12 protein-coding genes are annotated in these 15,169 nt (G+C 46.3%); 8 read left to right on the top strand and 4 right to left on the bottom strand.

Annotated elements, in window-relative coordinates:
* Positions 1-25 precede the first annotated feature (25 nt).
* Entirely contained in the window at positions 26-1,651 is a 1,626-nt protein-coding gene (gene pckA / locus OCV56_RS00585) for a phosphoenolpyruvate carboxykinase (ATP) (protein ID WP_061033108.1), read from the top strand.
* A 154-nt stretch (positions 1,652-1,805) separates the two neighbouring features.
* Entirely contained in the window at positions 1,806-3,776 is a 1,971-nt protein-coding gene (locus tag OCV56_RS00580) for an AsmA family protein (RefSeq protein ID WP_086711639.1), read from the top strand.
* A 37-nt stretch (positions 3,777-3,813) separates the two neighbouring features.
* On the opposite strand, the gene OCV56_RS00575 is transcribed toward OCV56_RS00580, so the two are convergent.
* The 3 genes from OCV56_RS00575 to OCV56_RS00565 are packed head-to-tail and all read right to left on the bottom strand — an operon-like array spanning position 3,814 to position 6,112.
* On the bottom strand, positions 3,814-4,749 hold the full coding sequence (locus OCV56_RS00575; protein WP_086711636.1) for a bifunctional GNAT family N-acetyltransferase/hotdog fold thioesterase: 936 nt from the start codon (positions 4,747-4,749) through the stop codon (positions 3,814-3,816).
* A gap of 15 nt (positions 4,750-4,764) precedes the next feature.
* Positions 4,765-5,199 carry a D-aminoacyl-tRNA deacylase gene (dtd, locus tag OCV56_RS00570; RefSeq protein WP_004735590.1) on the bottom strand — a complete coding sequence of 145 codons (435 nt, stop codon included), beginning with the start codon at positions 5,197-5,199 and terminating at the stop codon, positions 4,765-4,767.
* Positions 5,171-6,112, bottom strand: a complete 942-nt coding sequence (locus OCV56_RS00565) for a virulence factor BrkB family protein (protein WP_086711632.1) — start codon at positions 6,110-6,112, stop codon at positions 5,171-5,173. Before OCV56_RS00565 ends, dtd begins: the two co-directional genes overlap by 29 nt.
* Before the next feature lie 204 nt (positions 6,113-6,316).
* Here OCV56_RS00565 and OCV56_RS00560 point away from each other — a divergent pair, with 204 nt between their 5' ends.
* Positions 6,317-6,958 (top strand): DUF2959 domain-containing protein, encoded by a 642-nt coding sequence (locus OCV56_RS00560; protein ID WP_086711629.1) that lies wholly within the window; start codon positions 6,317-6,319, stop codon positions 6,956-6,958.
* Between the two features lie 31 nt (positions 6,959-6,989).
* Entirely contained in the window at positions 6,990-7,520 is a 531-nt protein-coding gene (locus OCV56_RS00555) for an AAA family ATPase (RefSeq protein ID WP_086711627.1), read from the top strand.
* Positions 7,521-7,701: 181 nt separating this feature from the next.
* On the opposite strand, the gene typA is transcribed toward OCV56_RS00555, so the two are convergent.
* A complete protein-coding gene (gene typA / locus OCV56_RS00550; RefSeq protein ID WP_086711625.1) occupies positions 7,702-9,537 on the bottom strand; it encodes a translational GTPase TypA in 1,836 nt (611 codons plus the stop codon).
* A gap of 559 nt (positions 9,538-10,096) precedes the next feature.
* On the opposite strand from typA, the gene glnA reads away from it, so the two are divergent.
* The 4 genes from glnA (at position 10,097) to glnG (ending at position 15,075) form a co-directional block, all read left to right on the top strand.
* Positions 10,097-11,506 carry a glutamate--ammonia ligase gene (gene glnA / locus OCV56_RS00545; RefSeq protein ID WP_019826498.1) on the top strand — a complete coding sequence of 470 codons (1,410 nt, stop codon included), beginning with the start codon at positions 10,097-10,099 and terminating at the stop codon, positions 11,504-11,506.
* A 227-nt stretch (positions 11,507-11,733) separates the two neighbouring features.
* Positions 11,734-12,303 carry a DUF4124 domain-containing protein gene (locus OCV56_RS00540; protein WP_086711619.1) on the top strand — a complete coding sequence of 190 codons (570 nt, stop codon included), beginning with the start codon at positions 11,734-11,736 and terminating at the stop codon, positions 12,301-12,303.
* A gap of 169 nt (positions 12,304-12,472) precedes the next feature.
* On the top strand, positions 12,473-13,549 hold the full coding sequence (gene glnL / locus OCV56_RS00535; protein ID WP_190960474.1) for a nitrogen regulation protein NR(II): 1,077 nt from the start codon (positions 12,473-12,475) through the stop codon (positions 13,547-13,549).
* Between the two features lie 122 nt (positions 13,550-13,671).
* Positions 13,672-15,075: a nitrogen regulation protein NR(I) gene (glnG, locus tag OCV56_RS00530; protein ID WP_086711616.1), complete on the top strand. Its 1,404-nt coding sequence runs from the start codon at positions 13,672-13,674 to the stop codon at positions 15,073-15,075.
* The last annotated feature ends 94 nt before the right edge of the window (positions 15,076-15,169 follow it).

Below are 15,169 nucleotides of genomic sequence, written 5' to 3'. Positions count from 1 at the left end.
ACAAAATATCCTACAAGGAGCACCTATGACCGTTATGGAACATACAAAGGCTGCACAAATTGATCTAACTAAGCACGGACTGACTGGCGTTACTGAAGTTCTTCGTAATCCTAGCTACGAGCAGTTATTCGTTGAAGAAACACTGCCAGGTTTGGAAGGCTACGAAAAAGGCGTAGTAACGGAACTCGGCTCTGTTGCGGTAGACACTGGTATCTTTACTGGCCGCTCACCAAAAGATAAGTACATTGTTAAAGATGACACGACCCGCGATACCATGTGGTGGTCAGATCAAGGCAAGAATGACAACAAACCGATTACAACTGAAGTATGGAATGAGCTAAAAGAGCTTGTGACAACTCAGCTATCTGGCAAGCGCCTGTTTGTCATCGACGGTTATTGTGGTGCTAACCCAGATACGCGCTTAAGCGTGCGTATTATCACTGAAGTAGCGTGGCAAGCGCACTTCGTTAAGAACATGTTCATTCGTCCAACTGACGAAGAGCTAGCAACGTTCGAACCTGATTTCGTAGTAATGAACGGTGCTAAAACAACCAACCCTAACTGGGAAAAACAGGGGCTAAACTCTGAAAACTTCGTTGCTTTCAACCTAACAGAGCGCGTTCAAATCATCGGTGGTACTTGGTACGGCGGTGAGATGAAGAAAGGCATGTTCGCAATGATGAACTACCTACTTCCTCTGCAAGGTATCGCTTCAATGCACTGTAGTGCAAACGTCGGCGAGAAAGGCGATGTAGCGGTATTCTTCGGTCTATCTGGTACAGGTAAAACAACGCTATCAACAGACCCTAAACGTGAGCTAATCGGTGATGATGAGCACGGCTGGGACGACGACGGTATCTTCAACTTTGAAGGCGGTTGTTACGCGAAGACTATCCGTCTATCTAAAGAAGCAGAACCAGAAATCTACAATGCTATCCGCCGTGATGCACTGCTAGAAAACGTAACGGTTCGTGGCGATGGTTCTATCGATTTTGATGACGGTTCTAAAACAGAAAACACTCGTGTTTCTTACCCGATTCACCACATCGATAACATCGTTAAGCCAGTATCAAAAGCAGGTCACGCTCAAAAGGTTATCTTCCTGACTGCTGATGCATTTGGTGTACTACCACCAGTTTCTAAACTGACTCCAGAGCAAACGAAGTACCACTTCCTATCTGGTTTCACAGCGAAACTAGCAGGTACAGAGCGCGGTATCACAGAGCCGACTCCTACCTTCTCTGCAGCATTTGGCGCGGCGTTCCTAACGCTTCATCCAACTCAGTACGCTGAAGTACTTGTGAAACGCATGGAAGCAGCTGGCGCTGAAGCTTACCTAGTAAACACAGGTTGGAACGGTACTGGCAAACGTATCTCTATCCAAGATACGCGTGGCATCATCGACGCTATCCTAGATGGTTCTATCGACAAGGCTGACACTAAGGTTATCCCTATGTTCAACCTAGAAGTACCACTAGCGCTGCATGATGTTGACCCAGCGATCCTAGACCCACGCGACACGTACACTGACCCACTACAATGGGAAAGCAAAGCGAAAGATCTAGCAGAACGCTTCATCAACAACTTTGATAAGTACACAGACAACGCTGAAGGTAAATCACTGGTTGCGGCTGGCCCTCAACTGGACTAACCCAATCATCTGCTCGGGCTTAGCCAAAAGCGAACGCCCAATTTAAAGTGATATTTTTGTAGCAAGCCCCTCTTTTGAGGGGCTTTTTTGTTGCTGCTTGCCCCTTTTTGTTCCACTCTGTTTTGAGACTATTGAAATTTAAGGCTTTCAAGGAATGAAAAAGGTATTCATGGTGTTCGGCATTGTATTGGCTATCGCCGTTGCAGCTATCGCAGCGTTGCTATTAAGCCTGCAGACCCAATACCGTGCGGATGTGGCTAACTTTTTTATCAAACATACGATTGAACAACCTGTGCTCATTGAAGATTTAGAGTATCAGGCGCCTTATCACATCACCTTAATGGGCATTACCCAAAGCCAACCCGAAAAACAGGCACCTCTGTATATCGACAAGATCGATTTTTGGTTCAGCCCAGACTCTCTCCTTGAAGCCAAACTGGTTTTAGACTCTGTGTTGATCAGCGGACTACAGTTAGAAGCCGACAATCTAACAACACTCACATCAGTGTTTATCCAACCAAACCTCAAGCTGCGTCAGTTGGCAATCAATAATCTAGATTTCTCGACGCCAGAGTTTAATGTGCGAGACATCGACCTGCAGATCTCTGCCCCAACATGGAACGACGACAACTCGCTTCTGCCTTATGGAAAAACCCAACTCTCTGCCTCACAACTGTATTGGCAAGGAGAAGCCTTCGATAACCTGTTGATTGATCTAGACCTCAAGCCGAATGACAGCACCCTTTATGGTGCTTCTTTTGACTGGCGCGGCGCCAAGATTTCCGGACAAGCAGAGCAGTATCAGCAAGATTGGTCGTTAGTGAATGTGACCGTTGATGGTTTACGACTCAATAAGAAACAGACCCAAAGCCTACTAAGCAAAGAGTGGGATGTGGAAGGTATTCAGGTCAATCACATCAATAGCTTAGATATTTTGCGTAGCGACGTGGAATGGGAGAACGGACACCTTGTCGCTTTTGATGCCTCTTTAGAAAATATTCAACTTCCATTTGAGCTGTGGAAGCAGCAGAAAGCCATTTTTTCTCTGCAAGCAGAAGGAGTGACCCTTGATGATGACATCTTCATCGAGCCAAATATCAAGCTCAACCTAGAAACAAACCAGATTCTGATTGAAGATTTCTATACTCAGTTCCTGCAGGGCACAGTTCAGTTCAATGGTGAAGTTACCCCTAGCAGCATTAAATTGGCTCAGCTCGACCTGCAAGGCATTAAATGGGTCACAGAAAATCAAGATAAACCTCTGCCAGCGGCACGCCTCCTACCCTGGCTTAAAGAGCTTCAACAAGCCTCTATAGACCGACTAAATGTAGAACGTACCCAACTCATCCAACTTGCACAAAAGCCTTACTGGCAAGTCTCTGGGCTGCACATGGAAGGACACCAAGTTCAACTACTGAAGGATAGAAAGCTAGGGTTGTGGCAAGGAAAGCTTATGGCCAGCGCCAATGATGCCAGCTATCAAAGTATTCTCAGCGCTCAACCTGTGGTTGAAATGAATAGCGAACAAGGAAAGTGGACGCTGACACGCCTGTTTGCGCCACTGCGGAATGGCTACATTGAAGCTAACGCAACACTCGACTTTAACCAAATCAGTAGGCCATGGAGCATAGATATCTCTGCCGATGGTTTACCCATAGCACCCATGCTGCAGCGACTTGGATTGCCGCTCGATGCAACCGGTTATGGCGAGTTCGAACTTCAAGCCGCAGGGTTATACGGTGACTCATTGATGCTGGGTTACTCAACCACAGGGCAACTCACTGGCAGCATTCGCCAAGGTGTGATGACCTTTAACGACACCCTTTCTGAAACCTCAACCGATAACGTCTTCGAGATCCCAGAACTTAATGCGAATTTTGACCGTGGGCGTTTCACACTTGAACCGGCGCACATTATTGGTGCATCGGCAGCGGAGCAAGGCGAACAAAGAATTCAAACGCTCAATGGTGAGGTGTCTGGGGAACTCGACTTGCTTAAAACAGAGCAACACTCGCTCTCGATTATGCTGTCCGACCCATGCAACCAAATCTCAGGCAAGCTCGACCAAGCTGAGTATTCTGAGATTAACGACTGCCAACAAAAAAGCGCCACTCCTCTGGAGTAGCGCTTTCGATCAACATCTACAGTATTACAGGTGTCAGCTATTCGCTCACTTTAGAATCTGTCGAGAGTATCTTTTTATAGTCGGGGATCAGCATATAGGTTCCCGTAAACTCTACCGCTTCCACATCGCCGCTATGAATGGTCACGTGAATGATGATACGTGCCTTTCTACCCGACGCGAGACGGTCCAAGTCACCACTGATCCCATCCAATGAGGTAGAGGCAACAGGGTTTTGCTCAACCGGGTGACGATAACGAATATTACTGTCTGCTAGTACAATATCACCAGTCAGCCCACGCTCTTTCATCAATAACCAAGTCATCCCCCACCCCGTTAAGGTCGCCAAGGTAAAGGCAGAGCCTGCAAACATAGTGTTATGAGGGTTCAAGTTGGGATTCAGCTGAGCACTGCACTCAAATTGGTACCCCGTGTATTGGTTAATCTTGATGCCCATCTTGTCACTGATCGGGATCTGATGTTCCCAGCGTTGCTGAAGCTCATTACACCACTCAGGCTTACGTAGTACGTCAGCCATCGGATCAAGGTGTTTAACCATCTGTTGATGACGCACAGGGCCACGTTGATCGTTAATCTCACCACGACGTTCAAATTCATTCTTCTCATAGAATGAGATCGCATCTTCACGTGCATTACACACCAAACGCTTAGCGCCCTCTTGGCGTGCTAATGACTCTAGCGCAACCAGGATAAGCGAACCCATGCCTTTGCTTCGGCGAGAGTTCTTAACCGCCATGTAGCGGATCTGACCTTCTAGATCTGGGGTGATGTACAGACGACCAATCGCCATCGGGCGCCCACGGCCATCAACAATCATGCGATGGTGACTCATTGGGTCATATTCATCGCGCTCAGAACCTACAGGCATTCGCCAAGGTTCACGGAGCATCTGCCAACGAAAATGGTAATACTTATTTAGTTGATTTTCGGTGGTTGGTGTTATGAGTTTAAACATGCTTATTCCTTAAGCCTAAACCTGCAGCCAGAATGTCACTGGACCATCATTAACCAAAGACACTTTCATGTCGGCTGCGAATCGGCCACGTTCCGTTGGCAACACTGATTCACATTGGTCTGAAAAATAGTTGTAAAGACGCTCAGCATCTTCTGGGTGAGCACCACGAGAAAACCCTGCTCGAGTCCCTTTCTTAGTATCGGCTGGCAGAGTGAATTGAGACACCACTAATACCTTACCTTCTACCTGCTTGACGTTGAGGTTCATTTTATCGTCTTCATCTCCAAAGACACGATAAGTGGTCACTCGTTCCATCAAACGTTTAGCTTTGGCTTCGTCATCACCTTTTTCTACGCCCAACAGAACCAATAAGCCTTGCTCAATTTCACCAACTACTTCGCCATCAACACGGACGGCAGCTTCACTTACTCTCTGGATCAGTGCTATCACTGTTGTTTCCTTGCTCTGTGATTTTGTCTTTATCCGACGAGTGTACCATTTCTTTCGAGTCACTCCACTGTTCCTGCTCACCCAGTGCGGCCGTCACCTCAGCCCCCACCAGCACGATCAGCCAGCACAAATAAACCCAGACAAACAGAATTGGAATTGCCGCCAATGCCCCATAAATCAACTGGTAAGAAGGGAATTGAGTAATGTAGGCCGCAAAGCCTTTCTTACTGAGTTCGAACAGCAGAGCCGCTACTAGAGAGCCTGCAGCCGCATGTGAGAAGTGGATTTTCTTATTAGGTACCAATAGGTATAAACCAAAGAACGCAAAGAAAGAGAGAATCAAAGGAAGTTTGCGAATTACGGTATTAAAAGCACCAGACACCACCTCATTTTGCAGCAAACTCAATGAGGTCACGTAAGACGTTGCAGCAATACTCGCTCCCACTAGAATTGGTCCAAGCGTGAGCACCATCCAGTACATAGAGAAAGACAGCACCGCACGCCGCTTTTCCGTTACTCGCCAGATGTAGTTTAAGTTCTTATCAATATTCGAAATCAGCATCAGCGCTGCAATGAATAAGAACACACTACCTACCGCCGTCATCTTGCCTGTATTGGCAACAAACTCGAGCAAGGCACCGTGCACCGCATCTCCTGACGCCGGAACAAAGTTGGTAATAACGAAGTTTTGAATCACGATACCAACATCAGCAAAGATGGAGAATGACGACAAGATAGAGAGCAATACCGTCAGCATAGGCACGATCGAGAGCAAAGTAATGTACGCCAAGTAGCCCGCATTCACATTCACTCTATCGTGCGTCATTCGCGCTAAAAGATAGCGAGAAAACTGAATACTGAGTGTGCCGACCTTTTTTATCTTCAACTTGTAACTCCCTTGTAACTCGTTCATAGTCCTAATTAATATTCCGATATATCAATCACAGTGAATAAATGTTCAAAAATAGCGTAGGAAAAAGGCTTGAGAACAAGGCAGAGTTTTTGATAAGTAGTTATTCTACAATCAAAAATTCTAACGCCGTTATCGAGGATTTTAACAAGCTAGGTTGAGCGGTTATTTACTACGATTGATATTATTTAACTATAGGAAACTAGGATGCCTTATTTAATAGTTATAGTCCTCTCTATTTTTACTCTTACTGGATGCCAATCCGCTTATTACTCTGCAATGGAGCAAGTGGGCTATCACAAACGTGACATCATGGTCGACAGAGTAGAAGACGCGAAAGAGTCGCAGCAGGATGCTCAGGAAGAGTTTACCAGCGCACTTGAAGCACTCAGCAGCCTAACTAATTTCAGTGGCGGCGACCTAGAAGACATGTACAACAAGATAAACGATAAATACCAAGACAGCGAAAAAGCGGCGCAAAATGTGAGTGACCGAATAGCTGCGATTGAAGATGTGTCTGATGCGTTATTTGAAGAGTGGCAAGCCGAGCTCGACCTCTATACCAGTGACTCCCTGCGTCGTTCGAGTGAACAAAAGCTGCGCGAGACTCAATCTTCTTACAAGACCATGTTGTCAGCAATGAAGCGTGCTGAGAAGAAAATGGATCCGGTTCTCAATACCCTTCGAGACAACACCCTTTACTTAAAGCATAACCTCAATGCGAGCGCGGTTGGCTCTTTGCAAGGCGAGTTCATGAGCTTAGAAAAAGACATCGCCTACGCGATTAAACAGATGAATGCTGCGATCGCAGAATCAGATAAATTCCTAGCTCAACTGAACCAGAAATAACATCAGTAGAAACGAATCAAGATAAGCCCGTATGAACCCAATCATTATTACTGGCGGCCCTGGCGCCGGAAAAACCACACTGATTAATGCGTTGGCTGATGCGGGTTACCCCACCTTCGCCGAGTCCTCTCGTCAGTTAATAGAACAGCAAAGTCAGATTGAAGACGGTATCTTGCCTTGGGTAAACCTTCCCGGCTTTGCTGAGCTTTGTTTAGGTGTGATGGGCGAGCAAAAAGACCAAGCCAATCAACATCCAATTGCCTTTCTCGATCGTGCTATTCCGGACATTTGTGGCTATTTGGCGCAGGCTAACCTAGAGATAGATGCGACCTACCAAGAAGCAAGCCAAGGATATCACCCTCAAGTGTTATTCTGCCGCCCTGAGGCTTCGATCTATGTTCAAGATGAAGTACGCCCTTACCCGTTTGAAGATGCGTTAGAGATTCACCACGCGCTGGTCAACGTCTATCAAGAGCTGGGTTATGATGTTGTTGAAGTACCGTTTATGTTGGTAGATGAGCGAGTGCAGTTCGTTGAAAGTTACTTAGGAGTCAAAAGCTAGATTCCAGATATCTCGTTCCTCGATTCTGGAAGGGCGATTCGCCAAGTAGATATCGAATACGCTCTTCGTAACCCGCATCTCGTTTACTCGTATCTTAGCTAGCTAAAAAAACAAAAGCCCCGAGCAGCTTGGCTACTCAGGGCTTTCTTATTTACTTAGCTAGAAGCTAGTCAGCTGGCAATTAAGCCTTAGCTGGACGTGCTGCGCGCTTACGCTCGTTTTCCGTAAGAAGCTTCTTACGGATACGGATGCTTTCTGGCGTTACTTCTACTAGTTCGTCTTCGTCGATGAACTCAAGAGCTTGCTCTAGAGTGTGACGGATAGGTGGCGAAAGAACCTGTGCTTCATCAGTACCAGATGCACGAACGTTCGTTAGCTGCTTACCTTTCAGACAGTTTACTGTCAGGTCGTTTGAACGGTTGTGAATACCGATGATTTGACCTTCGTATACTTCATCCGCGTGCTCAGCAAATAGACGACCACGTTCTTGTAGGTTGAATAGTGCGTAAGTCAGAGCTTTACCCGTTGCGTTCGAGATAAGAACACCGTTGTTACGTTGACCGATTACGCCGCCTTTGTGAGGACCGTAGTGATCAAATGAGTGGTAAAGAAGACCAGAACCAGACGTTAGAGTTAGGAACTCAGTTTGGAAACCGATAAGACCACGAGAAGGCATCATGAAGTCCATGCGAACACGGCCTTTGCCATCTGGAGACATATCAGTTAGCTCACCTTTACGTAGACCGATGTTTTCCATGATGCCACCTTGGTGCTCTTCAAGCACATCGATAGTCACAGTTTCAAACGGTTCAGTTAGGTTGCCATCTTCGTCTTTCTTGATGATAACTTCTGGACGAGATACAGCTAGCTCGAAGCCTTCACGACGCATGTTTTCGATCAAGATAGATAGGTGAAGCTCACCACGACCTGAAACACGGAAGCGATCTGGGTTATCAGTTTCTTCAACACGTAGTGCAACGTTGTGTACTAGTTCTTTTTCTAGACGCTCAAGGATGTTACGTGAAGTAACGAACTTACCTTCTTTACCCGCGAACGGAGAAGTGTTTACTTGGAACGTCATTGTTACTGTTGGTTCGTCAACAGAAAGCGGAGTCATTGCTTCAACATTGTTTTGGTCACAGATAGTGTCTGAAATCTTTAGTTCACCAAGACCAGTGATTGCAATGATGTCGCCAGCGTTAGCTTGCTCAACTTCGTGACGGTCAAGACCTAGGTAACCAAGGACTGTACCGACTTTACCGTTACGCTTTTTACCGTCAGAACCAACGATCGTTACTTGTTGGTTTGGCTTAACAGAACCACGTGTAACACGAGCAACACCGATAACACCTACGTAAGAGCTGTAATCAAGTTGCGAAATTTGCATTTGTAGAGGACCGTCAAGGTCAACTGCAGGCGCGTCTACTGTATCAACAACAGCTTGGAACAATGGTTCCATGTCTGTACCAGTCTCGCCTTCTTCCATTGTTGCCCAACCGTTTAGAGCTGAAGCGTAAACAACGGTGAAGTCTAGTTGCTCATCAGTAGCACCTAGGTTGTCGAAAAGGTCGAATACTTGATCCATAACCCAATCAGGACGAGCGCCTGGGCGGTCAATCTTGTTGATTACAACGATTGGCTTAAGACCGTGTGCGAATGCTTTTTGCGTTACAAAACGAGTTTGAGGCATTGGGCCATCAACTGCGTCAACGATAAGCAGAACAGAGTCAACCATAGACATGATACGCTCAACTTCACCACCGAAGTCCGCGTGTCCCGGAGTATCTACGATGTTGATGCGGTAATCATTCCAGTTGATTGCTGTGTTCTTAGCAAGAATGGTAATGCCACGCTCTTTTTCGATGTCATTCGAATCCATGACACGCTCTTCAGCTTCACCACGAGACTCAAGAGTGCCTGACTGTTGTAGCAGTTTATCAACCAAAGTCGTTTTACCGTGGTCAACGTGCGCGATGATCGCGATATTTCTTAACTTATCAATCTGTGGAGTAGACATGGATTCTCGATTCACTCATAAAAGTAGCCGCACATAACCAACAACTGGATAAATGCCACTAGCTTGATTTAAAAAACGGTCAATAATATACCAGATTCTAGACAAAAACCCAGAAATATGTGATCTGAACCAAGGCTTTTTTCTTTATTAGCGATTCATATCCGCTTAACTTTGACTCAGTACAGTGTTGATTAGCCAAATTCGTAGGATTCTAAAAAAGCATCACCTGCGAGTGGTGAGCCGAATCTCCCGCAAAATAACAAAAGTGGATTGACAACTTGAGCAATTCATTGCTGAATGGTGCTCGCTTATGTCTCATATTGGTGCACAGAAAAACAATTGCACCAATAAAGTGCAATCAGAGATCATTTTGGTGCAAAAACTAGGCTAAGCAAACCTAGCAAACAAGTAAATCATTGAAATTAATGGAATAATTTTTTTGGCACGTTTTTGGCTATAGATAAATCAGCATCGATTAATGCACTTATAGACATTAATCAATGCTAGTTTCAACCGAATCGAGCTAATACCGAATTAATAACACTGGAGGTTATCCAAGATGTCAGTAGAAAATGTACTATCCCTGATCCAAGAGAACGAAGTTAAATTTATCGACTTACGTTTTACTGATACAAAAGGTAAAGAGCAGCATATCTCTATTCCTTCTCACCAAGTTGATGCAGACTTCTTCGAAGAAGGCAAAATGTTTGACGGCTCTTCAGTAGCTGGTTGGAAAGGCATTAACGAATCTGACATGGTAATGATGCCAGATGCAGCATCTGCTGTACTGGACCCATTCACAGAAGACGCAACGCTAAACATCCGTTGTGACATCCTTGAGCCTGCAACAATGCAAGGCTACGACCGTGACCCACGCTCTATTGCTAAACGTTCTGAAGAATACCTACGTTCTACAGGTATCGCAGACACAGTTCTAGTTGGTCCAGAGCCAGAATTCTTCCTATTTGATGACGTTAAGTTCTCAAACGACATGTCTGGTTCTTTCTTCAAGATTGATGACGTAGAAGCAGCTTGGAACACAGGTTCTGACATCGAAGGCGGTAACAAAGGTCACCGTCCTGGCGTTAAAGGCGGTTACTTCCCAGTAGCTCCTGTAGATTCATCTCAAGACATCCGTTCAGCAATGTGTCTAGTAATGGAAGAGATGGGCCTAGTTGTTGAAGCTCACCACCACGAAGTAGCAACTGCGGGTCAAAACGAAATCGCTACTCGCTTCAACACGCTAACAGCGAAAGCTGATGAAACTCAAATCTACAAGTACGTTGTACACAACGTTGCTCACGCATTTGGTAAAACAGCGACATTCATGCCTAAGCCACTAGTTGGTGACAACGGTTCTGGTATGCACGTTCACCAATCTCTAGCAAAAGACGGTGTTAACCTGTTTGCTGGTGATAAGTACGGCGGCCTATCTGAAATGGCTCTTTACTACATCGGTGGTGTAATCAAGCACGCTCGTGCAATCAACGCGTTTGCTAACCCGTCAACTAACTCGTACAAGCGTCTTGTACCTGGTTTCGAAGCACCTGTAATGCTTGCTTACTCAGCACGTAACCGTTCTGCTTCTATCCGTATCCCAGTAGTACCAAGCCCTAAAGCACGTCGTATCGAGCTACGTTTTGGTGACCCAGCAGCTAACCCATACCTATGCTACTCAGCAATGCTTATGGCTGGTCTTGACGGTATCAAGAACAAGATTCACCCAGGTGAAGCTATGGATAAAGATCTATACGACCTTCCTGCAGAAGAAGCAGCTGAAATCCCAACAGTTGCAGAATCTCTACAAGAAGCTCTAGCAGCGCTTAGCGAAGACCGTGAGTTCCTAACAGCTGGTGGCGTATTCTCTGACGATTTCATCGATTCTTACATCACTCTGAAATCTGACGACGTACAACGCGTGAACATGGCTACACACCCACTTGAGTTTGAACTGTACTACTCAGTTTAATCTCCGGTAGAAATAAGCTATTTCTTACTGCAACCTTGTAAGAATCACAGACTAAATATTAGGCTCGCCTCGCAGGCGGGCCTTTTTTATATTCTCCCTCCCGCTCCTTCCTCGTACCATATCTTAAACAAAAGCCCTTAGAGGCTGTCGTGCTAAATACAATAAAATCAATAACAAAACCAACGCCAAACGTGAAATCATCTAACGATGAAAAAGAGGCTAAAGATATGAAAAACATACTGTTCCTGATCGGGTTAACAGTCGCACTCTCATGCTCAGCTCAAACAGTGTATACCTGGGTAGATGAAGATGGCGTGCTCCACTTTAGTGATAACCCTAGTGCTCAAGATGCCGAGGCTCTTCGCCTGCCAGATGTGCAAGCTTCAGCACCTGCGCCTAAATTTGAGGCCTCGACTCCCGTTGACGCCGCAACTTCATCTACAACTAAAACAGCAACGCCAGCTAAAACTCAGGCAGAAACAGAAGCCACAGAACGCGAGGTTCCCACTCAATTAGCCCTCACCCTGTTGAATCCAGTTCATGATCAAACCATTCGTAGCAACCGCGGCTTAATCCCGATTCAGATAGAGCTCAACCGAAAGCTTGGTATTGGGGAGCAATTACAATTAGTACTCGATGGCCGTCGATATGGCGCCCCACAGACCCAACCTATTTGGGAATTAAAAGGTATCGAACGAGGTACTCACACCATTGCAATTCAAGCACATAGAAGCGGCAAGCTTATTGCATCTACTAGTCCAGTCACCGTGTATTTACATCGAGCGACGCTCAAGTAGGCCTATGTGTTAAAAGAGACTGAATTACCTCTACTTTTCACCTAATCGAAGCAGCTTTCAGCGACTCTAATGAATTATCTTTAGCTTCTGGTTGATATGCGCCATACTTGAACTTAGCTACGCACCAATTTGGTGCAGTGAGAAAAAACACCAGTTCAAGGACGAAATAGTGAATCGATCAGCCAAAAGCGACAGCATAGATACACATCATCTTTCCAGCGCCATTCTAGACAACATGGTGACTTCGACATTGATGCTCGATGAGCAATTGTATGTCCGATATGCCAACCCAGCAGCTGAACAGCTCTTTTCACAGAGCGCACGACGCATCGTTGATCATCCACTGAGCCAACTTATCCAACACGCCTCATTAGATTTGGCGCTTCTGACTCAACCGCTGCAGAGTGGCCAGAGCATTACAGACAGTGACGTTACCTTTGTTGTTGATAACCGCCCACTGATGCTTGAAGTCACGGTTAGCCCAATATCTTGGCAACGAGAGACGCTGCTACTCGTTGAGATGCGCAAGATAGACCAGCAAAGACGCCTCAGCCAAGAACTCAACCAACATGCACAACAACAAGCGGCTAAGCTGCTAGTACGTGGGTTAGCACATGAGATTAAGAACCCACTCGGTGGCTTAAGAGGTGCCGCGCAGTTACTTGGGAAAATGCTCCCTGATCAGTCCCTTAATGAGTATACGCAGATCATTATTGAGCAAGCCGACCGCCTAAGAGCTTTGGTCGACCGCTTGCTTGGTCCGCAGAAGCCGGGGACCAAATCTGAAGAAAACCTCCACCAGATACTTGAGAAAGTCAGGCAACTCGTAGAACTTGAATCGGGTTCTACGCTAGCCATCGAACGAGATTACGACCCTAGCCTACCGGACATCTTGATGGACTCGGCACAGGTTGAACAAGCGATGCTCAATATCGTGAGTAACGCAGCGCAGATTCTAAAGGCTCAGGATTCTGGAAAAATCACCATTCGCACCAGAACGGTGCATCAAGCAAATATTCATGGGCAACGACACAAACTCGCGGCTCGTGTTGAGATCAGCGATAACGGTCCGGGCATCCCCGATGATTTAAAAGACACCCTGTTTTACCCAATGGTTAGCGGACGAGAAGGCGGTACAGGATTAGGGCTATCGATTTCTCAAAACCTGATCGATCAACACAATGGGAAAATTGATGTTGAAAGCTGGCCGGGCAGCACCACATTCACGATTTACCTGCCGATTTAGGTTACAAGAGCCTCGCTATTGGACTGCGAGAGGAAAGGCTTAACTCGGTAACACAAAAATTAAAGACATCATAAAAACAACAATGATTATCACAATAGATTTGGCTGCAAAGGAATTGAATTATGAGTAAGGGATACGTTTGGGTCGTCGATGACGACAGCTCTATCCGCTGGGTAGTAGAGAAAACACTCTCATCCGCGGATATAAAGTGTGAGACATTTGCTGATGCCGAGAGCGTATTGCTTGCGCTTGAACGCGAGACACCTGACGTATTGGTGTCTGATATTCGCATGCCAGGTATTGACGGAATTGAGCTGTTGCATCAAGTTCACCAACGCTCTCCCGACCTGCCCGTGATCATAATGACCGCGCACTCAGACCTTGATGCGGCGGTGAATGCATATCAAAAAGGCGCCTTTGAATATCTACCAAAGCCGTTCGATATTGATGAAACACTGACTCTCGTAGAACGAGCGATCGCGCACAGCCAAGAACAGAAACGCGAGCAAGCCAGTGAAGTAGCTGAAGACACCAACGCACCAGAAATCATCGGTGAAGCACCGGCAATGCAGGAGGTTTTTCGAGCTATTGGCCGCTTGTCTCGCTCATCCATATCCGTACTTATCAATGGTGAATCGGGTACTGGTAAAGAATTAGTCGCCCACGCTCTGCATCGTCACAGCCCAAGAGCCAAGAAACCCTTCATTGCCTTGAACATGGCAGCAATCCCCAAAGATCTGATCGAGTCTGAACTGTTTGGCCACGAGAAAGGCGCCTTTACCGGTGCTAACAGCGTTCGCCAAGGGCGCTTCGAACAGGCCAACGGAGGCACACTGTTTCTTGATGAGATCGGCGACATGCCACTCGATATTCAGACTCGCCTGCTACGAGTACTTTCCGATGGTCAATTTTATCGTGTGGGTGGGCACTCAGCAGTTAAGGTTGACGTTCGTATCGTTGCCGCAACCCACCAAGATCTTGAACGGTTGGTGCATGAAGGTGACTTCCGTGAAGACCTTTTCCACCGACTCAACGTTATCCGAATCCATATCCCGGCACTTCGCGAACGTAAACAAGACATTGAAAAGCTGACTCATCACTTCCTAGCATCAGCCGCCGAAGAGCTCGGTGTTGAAGTGAAAACACTGCATCCTGAGACCATTTTAAAGCTCAATCAGCTGAATTGGCCGGGTAACGTGCGTCAGCTTGAGAACATTTGCCGTTGGCTCACCGTGATGGCGAGCGGCAGTGAGATTCTTCCTTCAGATCTACCACCAGAACTACTGGAAGAAAAAGTAGTGACGACCTCAGGGACCGGAGATAATTGGCAACAACTGCTCGCTGATTGGGCAAAATGTGCGCTTGATTCAGGAGAAAAAGAGCTACTGACTTATGCTCTGCCAGAGTTTGAACGTATACTGCTAGAGGCTGCACTCAACCATACTAATGGCCATAAACAGGATGCTGCTAAGGTTTTGGGATGGGGAAGAAATACCCTAACTCGTAAACTCAAAGAACTGTACTAGACCTTATATGACTCTCGATGCTGCTACTTTTTAACCAAAAAAGTATCGCTTGGTTTGAATAGTGTCGGTACAATTACAGTATACCATCCACCAA

This window comes from Vibrio gigantis, from assembly GCF_024347515.1.
Taxonomy (GTDB): domain Bacteria; phylum Pseudomonadota; class Gammaproteobacteria; order Enterobacterales; family Vibrionaceae; genus Vibrio; species Vibrio gigantis.
This window is presented reverse-complemented; position numbering and strand designations above follow the sequence as displayed.